The sequence below is a fragment of the Catenuloplanes niger genome (assembly GCF_031458255.1).
In the GTDB taxonomy this organism is placed as follows: domain Bacteria; phylum Actinomycetota; class Actinomycetes; order Mycobacteriales; family Micromonosporaceae; genus Catenuloplanes; species Catenuloplanes niger.
Genome location: NZ_JAVDYC010000001.1, coordinates 7,043,575 through 7,061,965 on the forward strand (window position 1 = coordinate 7,043,575; position 18,391 = coordinate 7,061,965).

The 18,391-nt window shown below is 71.7% G+C and carries 13 protein-coding genes; 8 read left to right on the forward strand and 5 right to left on the reverse strand.

Annotation, left to right across the window (positions count from 1 at the left end; translation table 11 throughout):
• Positions 1-58: 58 nt before the first annotated feature.
• Positions 59-844 (reverse strand): helix-turn-helix domain-containing protein, encoded by a 786-nt coding sequence (locus J2S44_RS30780; protein ID WP_310421009.1) that lies wholly within the window; start codon positions 842-844, stop codon positions 59-61.
• A 65-nt stretch (positions 845-909) separates the two neighbouring features.
• Positions 910-1,296, reverse strand: a complete 387-nt coding sequence (locus tag J2S44_RS30785; protein ID WP_310421011.1) for a nuclear transport factor 2 family protein — start codon at positions 1,294-1,296, stop codon at positions 910-912.
• A gap of 133 nt (positions 1,297-1,429) precedes the next feature.
• Between J2S44_RS30785 and J2S44_RS30790 the strand changes: the two genes are divergently transcribed.
• The 3 genes from J2S44_RS30790 to J2S44_RS30800 all read left to right on the forward strand — a co-directional run bounded on the left by J2S44_RS30790 (position 1,430) and on the right by J2S44_RS30800 (position 3,376).
• Positions 1,430-1,948, forward strand: coding sequence for a SigE family RNA polymerase sigma factor (locus tag J2S44_RS30790; protein ID WP_310421013.1), 519 nt, complete (start codon positions 1,430-1,432; stop codon positions 1,946-1,948).
• Complete coding sequence (locus tag J2S44_RS30795) at positions 1,945-3,075, forward strand: hypothetical protein (RefSeq protein ID WP_310421015.1); 1,131 nt, start codon at positions 1,945-1,947, stop codon at positions 3,073-3,075. The genes J2S44_RS30790 and J2S44_RS30795 overlap by 4 nt, the downstream gene beginning before the upstream one ends.
• 79 nt (positions 3,076-3,154) lie before the next feature.
• Positions 3,155-3,376 (forward strand): hypothetical protein, encoded by a 222-nt coding sequence (locus tag J2S44_RS30800; RefSeq protein WP_310421017.1) that lies wholly within the window; start codon positions 3,155-3,157, stop codon positions 3,374-3,376.
• Positions 3,377-3,380: 4 nt separating this feature from the next.
• Here the strand turns inward: J2S44_RS30800 and J2S44_RS30805 are convergent, their stop codons facing one another.
• The gene (locus J2S44_RS30805) at positions 3,381-4,124 is read right to left on the reverse strand and encodes a MerR family transcriptional regulator (protein ID WP_310421019.1); all 744 of its coding nucleotides are present in this window, start codon (positions 4,122-4,124) and stop codon (positions 3,381-3,383) included.
• 189 nt (positions 4,125-4,313) lie between these two features.
• On the opposite strand from J2S44_RS30805, the gene J2S44_RS30810 reads away from it, so the two are divergent.
• From J2S44_RS30810 to J2S44_RS30825, 4 genes are all read left to right on the forward strand, one after another.
• The gene (locus tag J2S44_RS30810) at positions 4,314-5,885 is read left to right on the forward strand and encodes a Na+/H+ antiporter (protein ID WP_310421021.1); all 1,572 of its coding nucleotides are present in this window, start codon (positions 4,314-4,316) and stop codon (positions 5,883-5,885) included.
• Between the two features lie 215 nt (positions 5,886-6,100).
• Entirely contained in the window at positions 6,101-7,375 is a 1,275-nt protein-coding gene (locus tag J2S44_RS30815; RefSeq protein WP_310421023.1) for a hypothetical protein, read from the forward strand.
• A 65-nt stretch (positions 7,376-7,440) separates the two neighbouring features.
• A complete protein-coding gene (locus J2S44_RS30820; protein WP_310421025.1) occupies positions 7,441-8,538 on the forward strand; it encodes an MBL fold metallo-hydrolase in 1,098 nt (365 codons plus the stop codon).
• A 178-nt stretch (positions 8,539-8,716) separates the two neighbouring features.
• Positions 8,717-9,634 (forward strand): alpha/beta hydrolase, encoded by a 918-nt coding sequence (locus J2S44_RS30825; protein ID WP_310421027.1) that lies wholly within the window; start codon positions 8,717-8,719, stop codon positions 9,632-9,634.
• A gap of 124 nt (positions 9,635-9,758) precedes the next feature.
• On the opposite strand, the gene J2S44_RS30830 is transcribed toward J2S44_RS30825, so the two are convergent.
• Together J2S44_RS30830 and J2S44_RS30835 are read right to left on the reverse strand one after the other, a co-directional pair.
• Positions 9,759-10,847, reverse strand: a complete 1,089-nt coding sequence (locus J2S44_RS30830) for an oxidoreductase (protein ID WP_310421029.1) — start codon at positions 10,845-10,847, stop codon at positions 9,759-9,761.
• A 244-nt stretch (positions 10,848-11,091) separates the two neighbouring features.
• Positions 11,092-11,547 (reverse strand): MerR family transcriptional regulator, encoded by a 456-nt coding sequence (locus J2S44_RS30835; protein WP_310421031.1) that lies wholly within the window; start codon positions 11,545-11,547, stop codon positions 11,092-11,094.
• 676 nt (positions 11,548-12,223) lie between these two features.
• Here J2S44_RS30835 and J2S44_RS30840 point away from each other — a divergent pair.
• Complete coding sequence (locus J2S44_RS30840) at positions 12,224-18,319, forward strand: hypothetical protein (protein WP_310421033.1); 6,096 nt, start codon at positions 12,224-12,226, stop codon at positions 18,317-18,319.
• The last annotated feature ends 72 nt before the right edge of the window (positions 18,320-18,391 follow it).

Consider the following 18,391-nt stretch of genomic DNA (forward strand, 5'->3'; position numbering starts at 1 on the left):
TCCGTACACCGCACCACGGTCGCGCCCGGCGCGCCCCGCCCGCCTCGGCAACCGCTGCCTAACCCGCGGAGTACACCGCGACCCGCAGGTCGCCCGGGTTGAGCGTCAGCACGTCCAGGTCCAGGTAGAGGTCGCCGCGCACCGGGCTCGGCACGCGCAGCCGGTCCGCGTGGCCACCGGGGACCGGCGGCGCGTCCCACAGCAGGGCGAAGTCCGGGCTCAGCGCACGCAGATCGGTGACCATCGAGGTCAGTTCCGTGTCGGCCGGGTAGCGGTGCGCCGCGTCGCGCAGCTCGGCCACGACGGTGGCGCGGAAGCCGGCCAGGCGCTCCGGGACCTGGAACACCGACGGTCCGGCCTCGGTGAACGCGCGCCAGACCACGTTCCGGCCGCGGCCCGGCGTGTCCGGGATCGTGCACACGTCGGTGTGCCAGAGCTTGTTCGCGGCCAGCACCGTCCAGGTCGCGTCGCAGATACAGACCGCGACCTCGGTCAGCCGGTCCAGCATGCGGCGGGCCGTCTCGGTGACCTGCCGCGGGACCAGGCCGTCCGGTTCCGGCGCCGCGGCGAACCCGGCCAGCGCGCGCAGCCGGGCGTGCTCGTCCGCGCCGAGCCGCAGCGCGCGGGCGAGCGCGTCGACCACGCCGGGTGACGGGCGCCGCCGGCCCTGCTCCAGCCGCTTCAGATGCTCCTCGGAGACGCCCGCGAGCCCGGCCAGCTCGTCCCGGCGCAGGCCGGGCACGCGCCGCACCGCGGGCAGGGAGGCCGGCACACCGGCCTCACCCGGAGTGAGCCGATGCCGGAGGGTCCGCAGCGCGGTCCCGAAGTCGTCGTCCCGCCACACGCGCCCATTCTGACAGGCGCGGCCGGGAGCCCGCCGGTGGCGAGACGTCCCGGCCGCGGCGTGCGTCAGTCGCGGGCGAGCCGGGGGCCGCCCGGGACCGCGGCACCGGCGGCGTCGACCGGCTCCATGTAGAAGCGCGACCGGCGGATCAGGCCGTCACGTACCGTGATGATAATGACACCACGCAGGTCCTGCCCCGCCGCCTTGGTGTAGTGCCACTCGCCCCACACCTCGTCGCCGACCTCGACCGCGTTCGTCATCGCGACCGTGATGTCCGGCGACGTCTTGAAGATCATCTCCCAGTTCTGCCGCACCCGGGCCGGGCCGTGCACGTCCCGGGCCGGATGGGCCGGCCACTCACCCACGAAGTCCGGGCCGAAGCAGGCCTCCACCGCGTCGAGATCGTGACCGTTCAGCGCGCCGATCAGGCGCTGCACCACAGCGTTGCTCATGGCATCGACGCTAACCGGGTGCGCGCGGCCCGGCCGGGGCCAGGATGTACCACCCAAAAAGATCGCCGCGGGACGCAACCTCCACCCCGGGTCGGCCTTCAGAAGGGATGACGGCGTCCACGGACGGAGCGAGATGCAAGCCGAGTTGGAACAGCAGTACGTGGAATACGTGCGGAGCCGGCTCACCCGGCTGCGACGGTCTGCCTACCTGCTGTGCGGCGACTGGCACCGGGCCGACGACATCGTGCAGGCCACGCTCACCGCCGTCTACCTGAACTGGAAGCACGCGTCCCGGGTCGGCAACCTCGACGGGTACGTGCACCGCGCCCTGGTCCGCCGCTACCTGGACGAGCGCCGGCTGCTGTGGTCCCGCGTGCGGCTCGGCGAGATACCGGAGCACGCGGCGACCGTCGCGGGCGCCGACGACCACGTGGGTGAGCGCGACGAACTGGCGGCCGCGCTGCAGGCGCTGCCGAAGGGGCAGCGGGCCGCGATCGTGCTCCGCCACATCGAAGGACTGTCGGTCGAGGAGACGGCGCACGCGCTCGGCTGCTCGACGAGCAACGTGAAGAGCCAGTGTTCGCGCGGCCTGGCGTCGCTGCGGGCCCGGCTGAGCGAATGGGACGCGGTCGGATCGGGAGGCCGGGCATGACCCTGGAGGAGCAACTGCGGGCCCGGGCGGAGGCGCTGCCGGTGCCGCCCACGGCGCTGACCACGCAGCGCCTGGTCGAGGCGGGCCGCCGGGCACGCCGCCGCCGGACCGCGTGGACCGCGGGCGGGACCGCGCTGGTCGTCGTCGGCGCGCTGGCCGCCGCGCCCGCGCTGATCCCCGCCGCGATTCGGACTCCGGCGGGGACGGCACCGGCCGCGTCCGCGGCGCCGACCTGCACGAGGACGCCGCTGCCGGTGCCGGACGGCGTGACCGACGCGACACCGGACGCGGTGGACCCGACCGGACGGTACGTCGCCGGTTCGTACTTCGGCGCGGCCGTCGACCCCCGGGCGGCGGGCCCGGACGCCAAGCCGGCGCTGTGGACCGACGGCCGGCCCGCGCCGTTGCCACCGGGCCCCGGCCGCACGACCCGGCTCACCGGCGTCAACGCGGCCGGGGTCGCGGTCGGTGTCTCCGACACCGCTGCCGGGACCGTGGTGCTGCGCTACACCGGCGGCGTGCCGGCCGAGCTCGGCGTCCCGGACGGCACCTGGTTGTTCGACACGGCGCCCCTGATCAACGCGGCCGGTGACATCGTCGCGTCGGCCGACGCCGGCACGGTGCTCTGGAAGGCCGGATCACCGACCCCGGTCGTGCTGCCGGTGCCGCACGGCTTCTCGGCGGACGCGTTCACCGACGCCGGCACGGTCCTCGGCGTCGTCGACGGCGACGCCCCGTCGTCCGCCACCGCGGTGTCCTGGAGCGAGGCGGACGGCGTGCGGGCACTGTCCGGACCGGACGGCCGGACCGTCGAGCAGATCACCGGCGCGCGCGGCGACTGGGTGAGCGGCCGGCTGGCACCGGCCGCCACCGGCGCGGTCTGGAACCGCCGCACCGGCGAACTGTTCGACCTGGGGGTGTCCTCGTCGTACGCCGTCAACGCCCGTGGCTGGGCCGCGTCCGGGTCCGCGCTGATCAGCGGCGGCGTGAGCGTGTCGCTGGCGTACGAACCCGCATCGGTCGTCACCCTCACGGACATCTCCGACAGCGGCCTGGTCGTCGGCTACGCCGGACAGCCCGGCGGCAAGGGCCCACGGACGCCCGTCGCCTGGACATGCGCGGACTGAGCGGGCGCCTCCGGCCGGCAGTCCGCGACAGCCACCCGGCGCCGCTCGACGGTGCATCGTCGCGCACGGAAGTGATCAAGTGACCGAGAAGAGTATCCGGATCCCGCTCGCCGTGCTCGCGGCGGTCATCATGGCCGTGGCCGCCTACGGCGCGCTTCGGTTCGCGGAGTCGAACTGCGCCGACCTGACGAGATCGGGTGTCGCGGAAGCGCGGTGGGACGGGCCCCTCGAGGGCTGCCGGGTGCGGATGGACGGGGAGTGGGTCCCGTACAGCCGGTGGGCGGAGATCCGCGGCGAGTGAGGGCTCACGGTTCGTCCCCGCGGTCGAGGCGCAGCAGCTCGTGCGCGAGCAGGCTGGCCCGGGCGAGCACGTCGATCTGCGCGGCGTTGTAGAGCGAGGTCACCGCGTCGATGAAGGTCTGCCGGGTGGCCTGCTCGGTCCCGGTCAGCCGCGCGCCCGGGTCGCTCAGCCACGGGTAGTCGGCCAGGTTCCGGGCGATCATCGGTGCCACCTGCTCGGCGAGCCGCTGCCGGGTGGCCTCGTCCGCGTCCGCGGGGAGCGTGTCCAGCTCCGTGGCGACCGGGCCCATGTCCTCCTCCGCCATCCGCTGCAGGTCCTTCATGGCGTCGTCGTCGTACAGCCGGGTGTAGACGTGGATGAGCGAGGTGTCGGCCGCGGACAGGCGCGGCGCGGCGGACTCGAAACCCGCCGGGGTGTCGGCCGGCACGCCGTCGCGCAGGACGACGGCGATGTCGTCGCGGGCCTTCTGCAGGCGCGCGATCTCGGCCTCGAGCTGCGCGTCGACCTGCCGCAGCACCTCCGGCGGGACGTCACCGTTCGACCTGGCCGCGCCGATCTCGGACAGCGGCACCCCCAGCTCCACCAGGCGCCGGATGCGCAGCAGGCAGACCAGATGCGGTACGCCGTACTGCTTGTACCCGTTGGACCGGCGTTCCGGATCGTCGAGCAGACCCAGCCGGTGGTAGTGCCGGACGGTGTTCACCGTGGTGCCGGCGAGCTCGGCGAGTTCCCGGGTGCTCCAGGCCACGTCGGCCCCCTTCAGGATCGCACCGGCCACGGCCGGCGGCTGGAGGCCCAAGCGTATGCGCGGCCGGGGCACCGGCAGCACCCCGGCCCGACGGGGGCGACACCCTGTGGCCGGAACAGGGTCAAGTCCGCGGCGGGTGTGAGGAAGCGGACCCGGTCCCGGCTGGACGCACTGCCTAAGCTGTCGGCCATGGAAGGGATCGTGGACACGGTCGTACTGATCGTGATCGCCGTGACGGGGGCCGCGCTGGCGCGCCGGCTCGGGTTCGTCGCGCCGTTGGTGCTCCTGGTGGCCGGCCTCGGCCTGTCGTTCGTGCCGGGGGTGCCGGTGGTGCACGTCGAACCGGAGCTGGTGCTGGTCGGCATCCTGCCGCCGCTGCTGTACGTGGCGGCGTTGCAGACCTCGGTCCCGGCCTTCCGCCGGGCGCTGCGGCCGATCATGCTGCTCGCCGTCGGCCTGGTCGTCTTCACCGCGCTGATCACCGGCTTCCTGCTGCACCTGCTGCTGCCGCAGGTGCCGCTGGCCGCCTGCGTCGCGCTCGGCGCCGTGGTCGCCCCGCCGGACGCGGTGTCGGCGACCGCGATCGCCCGCCGGATCGGCCTGCCCCGCCGGATCATCACGCTGCTCGAGGGCGAGAGCCTGCTCAACGACGCGACCGCGCTGGTCATGGTGCGGATCGCCGGTGCCGCGCTGACCGGCACCGCGGTCGGCTTCTGGGAGATCGGCCGGGACGTGGTGGTGATCGCCGGCGGCGGCCTGGCGCTCGGCTTCGCGGCGGCGTTCCTGGCCGCCCGGCTGCACCGGTGGATCGAGGATCCGCTGCTGGACGACGCGCTGTCGCTGCTCACCCCGTTCGTCGTGGTGGTCGTGGCCGAGAAGCTGCACACCTCCAGCGTGGTCGCGGTCGTGGTGGCCGGCCTCTACCTGGGCCACCGCAGCCCGCAGCTGCTGTCGCCGACCTCCCGGCTGCAGATGGACGCGGTCTGGCGTCTGATCACCTTCCTGCTCGAAGGCGTGGTGTTCCTGCTGGTCGGCCTGCAACTGCGGGACCTGGTCGCGGACCTGGAGACCGGCCTTGTCACCACGGTGCAGGCGACCGCGCTGGTGCTCGGCGCGATCGTGGTGCTCCGGTTCGTCTGGATGTACCCGGCGACGTACCTGGTGCGCCTGATCCCGCGGATCCGCGACCGGGAGGAACGCCCACCGGTCGGCCAGCCGACCGTGGTCGCCTGGGCCGGCATGCGCGGCGTGGTCACGCTGGCCGCCGTGCTGACGCTCCCGGCGTCCGACGAGGTGCCCGGCGGCTACCCGCGGGACCTGTTCGTCTTCGTGGCCTTCGCGATCATCGTGCTGACCCTGCTGATCCAGGGCACCACGCTGCCGTGGCTGGCGAACCGCCTCGGCGTACGCGAGGACACCGGCACCGCGGACGCGCTGGCCGAGGCCGCCGTGCAGACCCGGGCCACCCGCGCCGCCCTGGACGCGCTGGAGCGGCAGGCCGGCGACGCACCCGCCTCGGTGGTGGAACGGCTCCGCGCGATGGCCGAGCACCGCGACCACGGCGCGTGGGAACGGCTGGGCCGACAGGACCGGGAAACGCCGTCCGCGGCCTACCGCCGGCTCCGGCACGACATGATCGTGGCGGAACGGGAGGTGTTCCGGACCGCCCGCGACGAGGGCCGGATCCCGGACGAGGTGCTCACCCGGGCCCAGCGCGACCTGGACCTGGAGGAGTCCCAGCTGCACCGGGCCGAGGACTGACCCGGCTCGGGCCGACCGGGTGCGCGGCGGTTGTTCCCCGCACGGTTCGCCGTCCGTCGCGCGCACGGTGGGCGGCTGCACCGCGTACTCCGATGATCGTCAGCAAATGGGTCGCCCGCCGGAAGTATGGCGGCAGATCCGTCCTCCAGGCTGGCATCCGTGACGGTTCGCCGACGCGGTACGGCGTTCCGATCATCCGATGAGGAGGATCAGACTTGACCTACGTGCGAACGGTACTGGCGGCCACGACCTCACTCGCGCTGGCCACCGGCGGGGCGGCGGCCGGGGCCGCCGGTGTTCCCGACGGCCGCTGGGGGGTGGACTGCGCGTGGCCGGTCATGTCGACGCCGGAGCAGTTCAACGTCTTCTGGCCGGACACCAACGCCACCTACTGGGTGCAGCCCTACATCATCGGCGACGACACCACGGTCACGCTGCGCGGGACCTACCCGGACGTGCGGTACGCGAGCTTCGTCGTCTACGACGGGTTCGAGAACGGCGGTGGCTCGTTCCAGGCGAACGGCGTCGATTCGTGGATCACGGACTACGAGATCGTGGCGGACGAGGGCAGCGTCAATCCGTTCGCCACGGCGGGCGAGCCCGGCGGTCACTTCACCGTGACGCTGTCCGACGATGCGCGGCCGGGCGACCGGAACACCATCCCGCTGTCCTCGGACGAGGCGGAGGCCGGCGACACCGGTCTGCTGATCTATCGCGTGTACGTTCCGGACGGCGGCGACGCCTCACAGGTGCCGCTGCCGAGCGTGACGATCACCGATGCGGGCTCGTCCACCACGCTGCCGGGATGCACGGCGCGTGGCGGGGTGCAGGATCTGCCGGCCGAGGTGCAGCAGTACCTGTCGCCCGGCGACGACCCGGCGGTCCGGTCGCGGGAACGGGCCGCGCAGGACGTGTCGTTCGAGCGGATCGACTACTCCAGCCTGCTGCCGAACCCCGACAGTGGCTACCTCATCTCCGAGTGGACCCCGAAGCGGGACGAGGTCATGGTCGTGCGTGGGAAGGCGCCGTCGCACATCGCGGGCCGGTCACCGGCACCCTGGCCGCGGGACGGCATCGACGTCCGCTACTGGTCGATGTGCTCCGGACTCACCGACTTCAAGCTGTCGACCGTCGTGAACGAGGACGCGGACGGCAACGCGCTCTACGGCTGCGCGTACGACGACGAGACCGCGCTGGACGCCGACGGCTTCTACACCTACGTCATCGGCCCGGAGAGCACGCGACCGCAGATCTCCGGCACGGACGGTCTCACCTTCCTGCCGACCTCGCAGCGGACGCCGCGCACGGAGCACGTCCTGATCATCCGCAACATGGTTCCGGTGGACGGCTTCGCGGAATCCATCCTGCAGGTGCCGTACGGGAGCGGCGCGGCCGCCGCGGCCGACATCATGGGCGACTACTACCCGGTGAGCGGCGTGTGCTCGATCAGCACGCTCACCGGGAACGGTGCCGAGGCCTGCCTGTCCTGACGCCCGCGCGACGCCCGCCGGTCGCCGGCCGGCGGGCGTCGCCGTGCCCGATCCTGGAGAACCTCATGAACCGTCGTCATCTTCTCCGCTCGGCCGCCGCCGTCACGGGAGCCGCCGCGGCCGGCCCGGCCCTGCCCGGCGTGGCGGCCGGCGCGGAGCCGGTCACCGTACCCGCCACCGGCACTCACCTGGTGCTGCTGGGAACCTCCGGCGGGCCGGTCCCCTTCGCCGGGCGCAGTGGCATGGCCTCCGCCGTCGTGGTGGACGGGTATGCCTACCTCGTCGACCTCGGCCACGGCGCCTTCGACCAGATCGGCCGCGCCGGGATCAGCCCGGAACGCATCCCGGCCGCGTTCCTCACCCACCTGCACTCCGACCACGTCGCCGACGCGTTCAGCCTGCCGTGGCTGCGCTTCGGCGGCGTCAACGCGCTCGGCATGCCGCTGCACGTCCACGGACCGGGACGCGCGGGGGCGCTGCCACCGCCGCGGGCGGGCCAGCCGGTCCGTACCGTGAACCCGGACCTGCCCACGCCGGGCACCGTGGACTTCTTCGCCGGCGTGATCAATGCCGCGGCGTACGACATCAACCTGCGGTTGCGTGACGAGGGCTGGCCGGACATCGGCGAGATGCTCGTGCCGCACGACATCGCGGTACCGGGCGACGTGGCCGGTCCCGGCGCGGTGGCCCCGCCGATGGAACCGTTCCCGGTGATGGCGGACGACCGGGTCCGGGTCAGCGCGATCCTGGTCGACCATCCGCCGGTCTTTCCGGCCTTCGGCTTCCGCTTCGACACCGACCACGGCGCGATCGTGTTCAGCGGGGACACGACCGTCAGTGACAACCTGGTCCGGCTCGCGCGTGGCGCGGACGTGCTGGTGCACGAGGTGATCGACCTCGCCGCACTGCGGTTGCAACCGGACCTGACCGAGGCACAGATCGCACATCTCACCGAGAGCCACACGGACGTACGCGCCGTCGGTGCCATCGCCCAGCGTGCCGGGGTCGGTACGTTGGTGCTCTCGCACCTGTCGCCCGGCGCAAAGGCGCTGCCGGACGAAGGCTGGCAGCGGCAGGCACAGCGTGGCTTCGACGGCCGGGTCGTCGTCGGTAACGATCTCGATGTGCTGCGGCTCCGACCACGAGGGCGCCGGGAGAGTTGACCTGGTCGTGGGTACATGGTTCGTACTGGAGCGGTGGACATCGAGCGAAACCGTGGTGCGGGCCGGTACCGGCCCTGACCGTGACGACCGGCCCGATCGGTGCGTCGGCGCCGTCGCCGCCCGCGACCCGGAACGTTCGGCCCGTCCACAGCCGCCCTCGACCGAAGGTGACCCGCCCATGATTCAGCACATCTCGATCCCGCGCGGTCCGATCGACCTCGCGGGAGATCTGTACCTGCCCGGCGGTGCCGGCGAATCGGCGGAGCCGCGGCGCGCCGTGGTGCTGTCGACGCCGGGGAGCAGTGTGAAGGAGCAGATCGGCGCGAACTACGCGTCGCGTCTCGCCGCCCGGGGCATCGCGGCGTTGGTCTTCGATCCCGCGCACCAGGGCGAGAGCGGTGGTGCGCCACGCGACCTCGAGGATCCGTACCGGCGCGGTGAGGACATCTCCTACGCGATCGACGCGCTCAGCGTGACCCCCGGCATCGACCCGCAGCGGATCGGCGTGCTCGGCATCTGCGCCGGCGGTGGCTACGCCATCCACACCGCCCGTACCGATCATCGGATCAGGGCGGTCGGCGCGGTCGACCCCGGCGAGATCGGCGCCTCGTTCCGCGGTTTCCAGGCGGACGGCCCGGCGGCCGCGCTGGACGCGCTGGCTCAGGCCCGGATCGAGGAGACCCGCGCCGGCCGGCTGACGCGGGAGCAGTGGCTGCCCGACACCATGGCGGAGGCCGAGGCCGCCGGCGTGACCGACATCGACCTCCTGCAGGCGATCCGGTTCTACCGCACCGACCGGGGCCGCCACCGGAACTCGACGAACCGCCGCCTCACCCGGAGCGATCCGCTGCTCATCGGCTTCGACGCCTTTCACCTGGTCGACCAGCTCATGACCCAGCCGCTGCAGCTCATCCTGGCCGAGCACCTCGACGGCACCGGCTTCGACTCCGCCGGCAGGCGGCTCTGGGAGATGGCGCCCAACCCTGTCGACCGCATGGTGATCAAAGGCGCCCGCCACTACGAGATGTACGACGTTCCGGAGTACGTCGACCCGGCCGTCGACCGGCTGGCCGCCTTCTACACCGAACACCTCTGACCCCGCCGCGAGGCGAAGGAGCGGTTCCGGGCGGTGAGCGCCACCGGGCCCGGCGCGGCCGGGACCTGGAGGAGTCCCGGCCGCACCGGGCCGGGGACTGACCCGTCACCCGGCACGGCCCCGATCAGCCGAAGGTGACCGTACCGAGCCGTTCCAGGACGGCCCAGAGCTCGGCTCCCAGCCGCGGGTCCCGGGCGTTCTCCGGGACGACCGTCATGCCCGGCAGGCCGCGGAGGCTCTGGAAGCCCTTCGGCCCGTAGTAGCCGCCGCCGGTCGCCTGCGGCGAGGTCGCGGCGAACAGGATCGGGAGCGCGCCCTGTGCCGGGTCCTGCCACATCGGCCGGATGTAGCGGAAGCGCTGGCCCTCGGTGGTGTCCGGGCCGGGCCCGTCCAGCACGATGTTCGTGCGTGCCACACCGGGATGCGCCGCGATGCTGGTGATCCGCCATCCGGCGGCCTTGCTGCGGCGTTCGCACTCGAAGGCGAGCAGGAGGTTGGCGAGCTTGGTGTCGTCGTAGGCGCGCACGTAGTCGTACTCCCGCTCCTTCTGCAGGTCGTCGAAGTTGATCGTGCCGCCGTGCCCGCGCAGGCTCGCCATCCAGATGATCCGCGGATCGGTGCCGTTCTGCAGCAGCGGCCGCAGCCGGGCCGAGAGCACGAACGGCCCGAGCGCGTTGGTCGCGAACGTGCGCTCGAACCCGTCGGCGCTCACCTCGCGACCGGTGCGCGCCATCACGCCGGCATTGTTGATCAGCAGGTCGAGCCGGTCGCCCGCGGCGCTCATCCGCGCGGCGAACTCGCTGATCGACGCCAGGCTGGTCAGGTCCAGCGTCTCGAACCGCACGACCGCGCCGGGCGCCGCCGCACTGATCCGGCGGACCGCCTCCTCCCCGCGCACCCGGTCGCGCGAGGCGATCGTCACGTCCGCGCCCGCGCGTGCGAGCCCGAGCGCCTGGTGATAGCCGAGCCCGCTCCGGCCGTCCCTCGGGTACCCGTTGCCGCCCGTCACCACCACGCGCCGGCCGTGCTGCGGCGGGATGTCACCGGCGGTCCAGTCGGGCAGCTCCGCGCCCGCCGCGGTGACCCGGCCCGCACCGAAACCGGCCAGGCCGACCGCGCCGGCCGAGGCGCCGAGCGCGGACATCCGCAGCACGGAACGCCGGGAGAACCGCCGCCGCGGCTCGGTCTCATCGTTGCTCGGTGTCGTGGCCACCGTCTACCTCCAGGAACTCGTCGGGAGTCCCACACTGGCCGACCGCGGCAGCCGTATTCAGGGCCCGCCCGTCCCCCCGACCGCCGATCCACGGATGCCCGATCCACGGATGCCGGATCCATGGCTGCCGGATCCATGGCTGCCCGGGGTTACGGGCGTCCCGCCCCTCCGGCGGCGGAGTCAGCGGACCGCTGTGGCCCGGCCCGCCCGGGCCCGCTTGATCCGCAGCGCCGCCGTGCCGGCCTCAGGACCGGTCCGCCGCGTCGACCCGCACCAGTTCCGGCGCCGCGAGCGGGCAGACCAGCGGCACGTCACCGGTCCACAGCGTGCCGGCCGTGCCGGCGCCGACCGCGGCCTCGTAGACCGCCACCTTGGTCGCGATCGCGTCGAGGCTGATCCGCAGCTCCGCCATCTGATCCTCCATCCGGGCCTGGTGCGCGCGCATCAGCTCCAACCGCTCGGCCTCGTTGCCGGGCCCGGCCGCGACCAGCTCCGCGTACCGCCGGATCTCCGACACCGGCATGCCCGAGGCACGCAGCCGGTTGCAGCCGAGCAGCCATTCGACGTCCTGCCGCGTGTACGTGCGCCAGCGCCCGCCGGAGCGCCCGATCGCGTGCGGGAACAGGCCCTCCCGCTCGTAGTAGCGCAGCGCGTGCGCGCTCAGGCCGGTGATCGCGGTGACCTCGCCGCTGTTGTACATGCCCGCTCCTCAACTTGACCTGGAGCGGACTGTAGTTCCTGCGGTGACACCCCACCGCTCCGGCGGCCGGAAGGTGCACGACGACGATCCCTCAGCTGGCGCGAGATCCGGGACGCGGCCGCGTCCATGCCGACCGAGCTCGGTACTGCACAACCACACCATCCGGGGGTACGCCGTGCCCGCCACGTCACGACCACGTCCGAACGGCACCGCCGTCGACCTGTCCGCGTTCACGCCGTAGGACCCGGCACCGGGCTCTGCGGTCGTGCACGAATCAGGCCGCGGCGCACCGGATCGGACACGTGCTGCCTCAGAGGGCCATGGTGCGTGATGAAGGCCATTTCTGTTGATTGATGGTGAACCGCCGAAGTGCTGGCGTCGTCGTGAGTGGGTCGGCGGGGGCTACGTGCCGAGCCCGGTCTGGCCTGCGCGGATGAGCGTCGTGTGGCCACTCGGGACCCGGATGGGGCCGGATACGCTGACACTGCCGTCCGCATTGGGCCGATGCGTAGGCCTGCATCACACTGTGTGATTGATTGTCCGTCATGACAGATATTTCAATATTTCTGGGCAATTGACATAGTTTTGGTGTTCTGCGGTGAACCAAAGTGGATAGCGCTACGTCGATCGGAGATCGGCGCTTCGGCCTCGGGGCGCCGCCGGTGAGGAGAACGACATGGCGAATGCCGGTGACATCAGCGTGCTCTGCGCGGACGGCCGATTCATCGCGATCCCGGTCGGCGTCTTCTACCACGACGGGCCGATGTCCGAGCCGATCGACCCCACCCTGTTGACCGGCGCCATGCGGGCCGGCCGGGTGCCCGGCACGACCACGGTCTTCGTCCAGGAGCAGACCCGCCTCAAGCTCGGCGCGATCGACCGGCTGCGCCGCGTGCTCGACGACATCCCGGCCCTGCTCCGCGACCGCTACGTGCTCGGCACCCTCCCCGGCGAACGCGTCGACCAGGAGGCCTGGCTCGGCCTCACGGACGCCTTCGGCATTCCGAAGCACGCGTCGTTCGGCCCCGGCCTGACCCCGTCTCCCCGTGTCGTACCTCTGAACGCCGCCGGTCTTGAAACCCAGGACACCCCCGCCGCGGTACGTCTGCTGTCCCGCTCCCAGGCCGCCGCCCGCGAGACGCTGCGCTCCGTCCTCGACGGCACGCCCCCGTCCTGGCAACGGCTGGAGCAACTCGTCGCGCAGGCCGTCACCATCCGCGACGACCTCCACGTCCGCCCGAAGCTGCGCGGCGACGAGCAGCGCGCCCCGTCCGGCGCCGCCTACGCGCTCGCGGCCGGCATCGCGCTCTACGGCATTCCGGACGGCGTCGACCCGGACGCGTTACTGCGAAGCATGCGCCCGATCAGTGCGGCCGAGGTGCTACGCGCCTGGGGCGGCGACGCGACCCCCACCGCCCCCGAGGACCTGGTCGACGCGCTGGTCGCGACGCCGGGCTCGGGCGCGCTGGTCACCGTGGCCCCGACCGGCTCCGGCCGTCCGGGCCTCGGCTGGCTGGTCTCCCGCCCGGACGGGTTGGCCTGGATCGACCCGGAGATGCACGACGGCGCCGCGATCCGAGTGATGCCGCCCGAGGACGCGGTGTCGCTGCTGCGCGCACTGCCCGGGCCGAGCCCGATGGCGCTGCGGGTGCCCGCACCGGCCACCGCCCTACCGGACCCGCCGATCACGGATCCGGGCACGGCGCCGAGTACCCCGAGCGGTCCTGCGGTGGCGGGTGTGCCGGTGCGGCCGGGGCCGGTTCACGATGGCTTCGCCGAGCAGTTCGGGTTGCTGGATGCCTTGGTCGGAGCGGCCGGTGTCGCTGAGTCGGCAACGGTGGGTGATGTCGCGGGCGAGGCTCAGCTCCTGCTGGACGGTTTGTTCAGTTCGGCTGATGCGATGCGTGGTGTTCTTGAGTCGGATCTGCGTGACTCCGAGGAGAACGCGTTGCGGATGTGGTCCGTGGTGGGGTCCGACCTCGCCGATCTGACGCTTCGGGACTCTTCTGATGATGCCGAGGCTCGAGCGGTCTTCGCCGCCGTGGTGGCGAAGACCGAGGACATGCTCGGTCAGATCGCCTGGGTCAGAGGCCACATGGGCCGGGTCGACGGGCAAGAGGACGCACCGCCGGCGCCGGCATCCGGCGTGGTTTTGCCCGGCGTCGACCGGATAGTGGGTGAAGAACTGGGCCTCAAGGTGCCGGAAGCTGCTGAGCCCCTGGTAGTGAGGATGCTGCAGGCCGGGAGCGTGCCGGGACAGGCGCAGCGGGTACAAAGACATGAGATCCCGCAGAAGCAGGCAGAATTGACCGCGTATCGCCGGGCAATTCGTGATGCTCTTCCGGCAGCGACAGCCACCGCGAGCCGTGTCCTTCCGGCCGATCAATCGCAAGCGTTCGCCTCCGCCGCGAACGCGTTTCGGATCCTCGTCGATGGGCGCGAAAACTTTGCCAGCCTGACTGCGGCAGAGCAGACCTGGTTCGACAGCGCTTACCGGAACTACAACGCGATCTATGGGAATCTGGCCGACGCGTTCAGTAATCTCGGCCGGTACGCGGCCTGGGCCTCTTTGGCTGCGGACGGAAGCCTCATACGGCAGGACGTGCCGGGGTGGACGGCTATCGTGAACAGCCTTGATGCCAGAGAGAAAGCGCTATACCGGACACGCCGAGAGGCTGCACGAGAAGTCCAGGCGTCACAAGCGCACATTCGTGTGGCAAATCAACGCCCCGAATACGAGAGAAGCGCCGGGCGGAGCATAGCGATCGCGGCGGGGCAAGTCGGAAATAAGGATGCGTTCCGCGACTTGAACGGTGCCGATCCCGCCGGCAACGGCCGGTATTACGACGACGCGGAAAAGACGCTGATCGACTACGCCCGAATGGGAATCATGGCTGATCGGTACCGTGAGGCGGTCTGCGGCACAATGGCCATGGATGCCTTTGTGAAGTTCAACGCGTGGCTGCCGGGCGATCTCATTCAAGCGGTCGGCCTCCTCGGTGCCGGCGACATATCGATGAATCACTCAGGTATCCATGTCGGGCCGCGCAACCAGCCGGAAACCCTCGTCTACGACAACTGGGTGCAGCGCACTGCCATCACGAATGCCCCGAACTACACCGTCGACAACCTCCATAGGTATCCCGGGACTATTATGTCTCGAATCGGCGACGGCTTCGACTGGCGTATCGTTGGCCACCGCTACATAGATTACGAGCGTCTCGCGCAGGTCGATCAGGCGCCACTACCGCAGGGTGCGGTGAATCCCCTCAATATCGGGGACATCACTCACGGATCTTATCGGCGCAACTCCGACAGCTCGGATGACCAGCCTCATCAAGGGCTGCCGATGAACTTGTACGGATACAGCGCCAACGCGGCGAACTACTACACCCCCGATCCGGCGGCATATCGGCCGCAACCCGGTTTCACCCCTGTGCCGGCATCGGGTATGTCTGCGGCCACGCCAATGTTCCAGGATGCACATATCGCGCCGGCTTCGATGCCGCAATACGGTCAGCCGGCCAGCCAGCAATATGGCAGTACGGGCGGTGCTCCGGTTTTCAGCGCACCCTCCCCCGGGATGGCAAGCAGTAGCAGCGACGAGGAGGAACGTCGGGTTTCGCCGAGGCGGGGTGGAGCGTCGTCCGGTGGATGGAATCCGGGTGTGTGGTTGCTGCACAGCCCGGCTGGCTCCTCCGACGGTGGGGCCTCGTGGGTGCCGTCGTCGGCGGACGGTGTGCGTGCGGTGGCAAAAAGCGCGCGATCTCGCTGGGAGCCGCTGCGCAGCGAGGCGATGGCGAAGCTCGACGCGGCGATGTCCAGGGCCGGGGTGACGGACGTGCAGATGGCGTCCGCGCGGACAGTGCGTACCGCGTTGAATACGTTCCGTACCGGCTTGGATGTGATCATCGGTCGGGGTGAGAACCTTTCCGCGGGGGCGGCGCGGGGCATTCTTGAGAGTGTGGCCGCCGTGTACGCGCAGGCCGCCAACCTGATGCCGGACGCGCTGGGCGGCGCGTCGGATCTGCCGCCGTTGTCAGAGGTGCTCGGCCTGGCGATCGACGCCCCGGCGCTGACGTCGACTGTCGGGCTCCAGGACCCGACCGTTTTCACGCTGAGCACCCAGCGCCCGATGTGGGCGGTATCGACCACATCGGCGCTGCCGGCGTACACCGTCGGCGTGGCGCCGGACGGCTCGTACGTGGTGGCCCGCGCGCCGGAGCCCGGTGTCTCCGAGCCGCACGGGTTCAGCGGATACGACGTCTACGGCCCGGACGGGCGTCCGCGCGGCACGATCGACGCCTCGACCGAGATCGAGGAAGACTACGTCGCCACCTATTTCCTGGAGAACAACTCGGACGTACCCGGTGTGCTCGATCTGACGACCTTCTACGCCACCGGTGTGAGCACCCAGCCGTTCTTCCAGTCGATGCGGGTCCACAACACGAAGGTTCAGCGGATCCGCGAAGTCGAGTACGGCATGGAGGAGCTGACGGTCCCGGTCGATCCGAACCGGGCCGCCGACTCCGACCGGGACAGCGACACCTCCGACGGGGAACTGCTCCGCGACTACCGCCAGGTCCGGGCGGTCACGCACGACATCGCCCGGCAGCGCCTGGAGAGTCGCGGCTGGACGCTGCCCACGGGCGGATTCGAGACCGGTCAGGCACTGCGACCGGCCTGGACAAGCGCCGATGCGGAGTGGGCGCCGGTCGATCGCTCCGCGGGTGACGCGCCACTTCAGATTGTCACGGAGACGCTGGACGGCGGCATCGTCCGTAACGTCTCCGGCCGGCAGACCGGGTCCGGTTCGTTCGAGGTCGTCGACCCGGAGACCGGCGCCGTCGTGCGCGAGTTGCACCCCTGGACCGCGCCGGGCGGTGACACCCGCTGGACGGTCGCCCCGCTCTCCACCGCGGACCTCGCTGAGTACGGCCGGCTTGCGGGTGAGATCGGTGCGGGCACGGCGTTGGAGTACGTCCAGTCCATCGTCACCGCAGGCGTCCGCCTCCGTGATGACACGGTCCTGCCCGGCTTCGGCCTCTACCGGCTGGCCTGGTACGGTGGGATGGGACTGGTCCGGGCCATGGTCGATGACCAGGGCCGGGTGGTGCGTGCCCGCCGCCCGTTGAGCTTTGACCTGATGGAGCGGCCCGGCGACCCTGACCTGATCAATGAGCTGGTCGAGGTCGGCTGGACCGTCGACATCGGCCACCGCAACGACATCAACCGGACCGCGCGCCTCCTGACGCTGGATCCGTACAGCGAGCGTGCGCGCCGATCGCTGACCGATGCCTTCGCCGACGCCGTGGCGGGCTCCCGGTCCGGCGGCCCGCAGGTCTACCGGGCCGAGGTCGCCCCACCCACCGGTGTCCTGCCCGAGATGCTGACCGGCAGCACCGCCCAGCTGCGGCTTGACGAACTGCGCAAACAGGTGACCGCCGCGCAACAGCGGGTCGGCCCGGTGCTGGAGCTGTTCCCGAGCTCCGCCGCGGCGAAGAGCTGGCAGGACGCCGAGCGGAGTCTGGGCGGCATCACGGGCGTGCCGGCGAACGGTGAGGTCACCGAGGCCGTGCGCCTGTTCCTCAAGGCCGCGGCCGACGTGGTCCGGCTCGACCGGACGACCGCCGAGGTGCTCGCGCCGCTCTCGCCCGGCCGGGTCGGCCCGGCCCGGCCGGTGCCCCCGCCGCGCTCGTTCGGGACGTGGCGCGCCGGCGACCTGGCCGCGCTGACCGACCAGGTCGGCCGGCCCGTGCTGACCGTGGACCTCAGCGGCATTACGCCACACGCGATCGAGGACCTGGAGGGCGCGCTGCGCGAGCACCAGTGGTGGGGCGAGGTGCCGATCGTGGTCGCCACGCTCGGCACCAAGGTCGCCGCCGGCGCGTTCGCGGCGTTGCGCGAGCGGTACCGGCCGGTCACCGTTGAGCAGGCGGTTACCAGGGACATCGAGATGGTCTGGCGCCTGCACGGCCAGGACGGTGCCATGGAGGTCGAGATACCGGGCCTGACCGCGGACCTGCTGCGGGCCGCCGCCGCGATGCCGACGACGCCACACGGCACCGCGCTGCCGCCCGTGCTCGCCGGCCTGCTCACCGCCGGCCCCGACGCGACGCGATACCACCAGGAGCACGAGCGTGAGCTCGCCGACCAGGGGGTACGGGACGCGCTCGACCGGCTGATCGAGACCGCTCCGGACGGGCAGCGCCTCGCCGGGTTCCGGGTCGCGCTGGGCCTGCCCGCCGGTGTCACGGAACGGCTGACCCCGGTGGCGTCCACAGCGCTCGACGTCGAGCCGGCGTACACCGGTGGCCAGGTCCCGGCCTCGTTCGCCTACGACTTCCTGGCGCAGACCGGGGGGCGGCGCGAACGGCTCGCCATGGACGGGCTGCTGTTCCAGCTGGTCCTGACCGGTCGGATGGCGACGGATCAGGCGCTGGAACTGTTGCGGGCCGCCAGCCGGACCGCGGCCGACCACGCGGTCGTCCAGGTCTTCGAGGTGGTCCACGAGGCGATGACCCTGCCCGCCGACGTGGTGGCCGCGAATCCGCACGAGCATCCGGTGCTGAAGGCCCTCCTCGCGAAGATCGGCGAGGTGTCCAGCACGGTCAGTCCGGTGGGCACGCCGCCGCCGGACTGCGTCGACCCGAACGACCGGACCGCGTTCGTCGGGCGGCTCGACATGCTCCGCGACACGCTGCGCGCGGACGGCCAGTCCGCGCGGGCCACGCTCATCGAGACCATCAACTACATCCTCTCCAACTGCTGAGCCGGGAGCACGCCGTGACGATTCCGCTGACCCCGCGCGTCATGGGGCTCTGATGCACCGATAGGTGACATC